The sequence below is a fragment of the Bacillus sp. FG16 genome (assembly GCF_057809515.1).
Genome location: NZ_JBMDKC010000247.1, coordinates 1 through 1,447, shown reverse-complemented (window position 1 = coordinate 1,447; position 1,447 = coordinate 1). Strand labels below are relative to the sequence as shown.

The 1,447-nt window shown below is 35.0% G+C and carries 1 pseudogene; it reads left to right on the top strand.

The features are described 5' to 3' along the window. Positions 1 to 53: 53 nt before the first annotated feature. A pseudogene (locus tag ACODS7_RS31995) lies at positions 54 to 1,310 on the top strand (transposase); the annotation flags it as partial. Positions 1,311 to 1,447 lie beyond the last annotated feature (137 nt).

The window sequence follows — 1,447 nt, the reverse complement described above, 5'->3', positions numbered from 1 at the left end:
TTTGTACTTGGGGGTAGTAAAAAGGCTTAAGTTGATGGGCATGTATCGTGAGGCCTATTAATGTTCTAGATTTATTGAGCGATACAAATTACTGGTTAAATTGGACACGTTTTTTTAGTCCGATTTCTGGTTATGATAGCAAAATAGCTAAACCAGCAGAACGGTACTTAACAACTGTTTTTTGTTATGGATGTAATTTAGGTCCTACCCAAGCAGCTCGCTCACTTGGCACAGTGGATCGTAGGCAAATCGCTTGGATTAATGAACGTCATGTTACGGAAGAAAATATTCAGAAAGCAATTGAAGGGTTGATTAATGCGTACAATAAGTTTAAACTTCCAAAATATTGGGGAACTGGAAACAGTGCGGCAGCTGATGGAACAAAGTGGGATTTATATGAACAAAATTTATTATCTGAAAATCATATCCGTTACGGCGGTTATGGTGGGATTGGCTATTACCATGTTTCAGATAATTATATCGCCTTATTCAGTCATTTCATTCCTTGTGGTGTTTGGGAAGGAGTTTATATTTTAGATATTCTCATGCAAAATCAATCTGATATTCAACCTAATACCCTGCATTCTGACACGCAAGGACAAAATGCACCTATATTTGGACTATCCTATTTATTAGGTATTGAGCTTATGCCTCGGATTCGAAATTGGAAAAATTTAAAATTATTACGGCCACACCATGATTCCAATTATCAGCATATAAATGAACTATTTACAACATCGGTAAATTGGAACGTGATTGAAGAGCATTATGAGGATATGTTACGTGTCGTGATGTCAATTAAGGCCGGACGTATTCATCCTTCTACCATTCTTAATAAACTTAGTGCATATAGCAAGAAAAATAAATTATATCAAGCATTCCGTGAATTAGGCTGTGCAATTCGTACATTATTTTTATTAAAATATTTATCTGATGAAGAGTTAAGAAGTACAATTCAAGCGGCTACAAATAAAAGCGAATCTTTTAATGGATTTACAAAATGGTTATTCTTTGGAGGAGATGGAATTATTGCGGAAAATCATCGGGAAAGGCAACGGAAAATTATAAAATACAATCATCTCATTGCAAATTGTGTAATCTTTTACAATGTCTTTCAACTTACCCGTATTCTACATGAATACATTCAGGAAGGAAATGAATTAGACGAAGAAGTGCTTTCCGATTTGAGCCCATATCTTACGTTTCATATAAATCGATTCGGAAAATATAGATTAGATGATAATCGTCAACCACCTGATATCCAATTTGATATGGCCATTTCACCTAAACGTTTAAAAGTTGCAAATTAGATTAAAATAGCCACAATCTTCTTCATAAAAAGACTGCGGCTATTTTAAGTGGCCCCAAAAAGAAGGAATCGTTGCCGTGCCCCATCGCCATCAAGCTAAGGAAACTAAATTGACAAAAATACATAAGAATTCTTCTC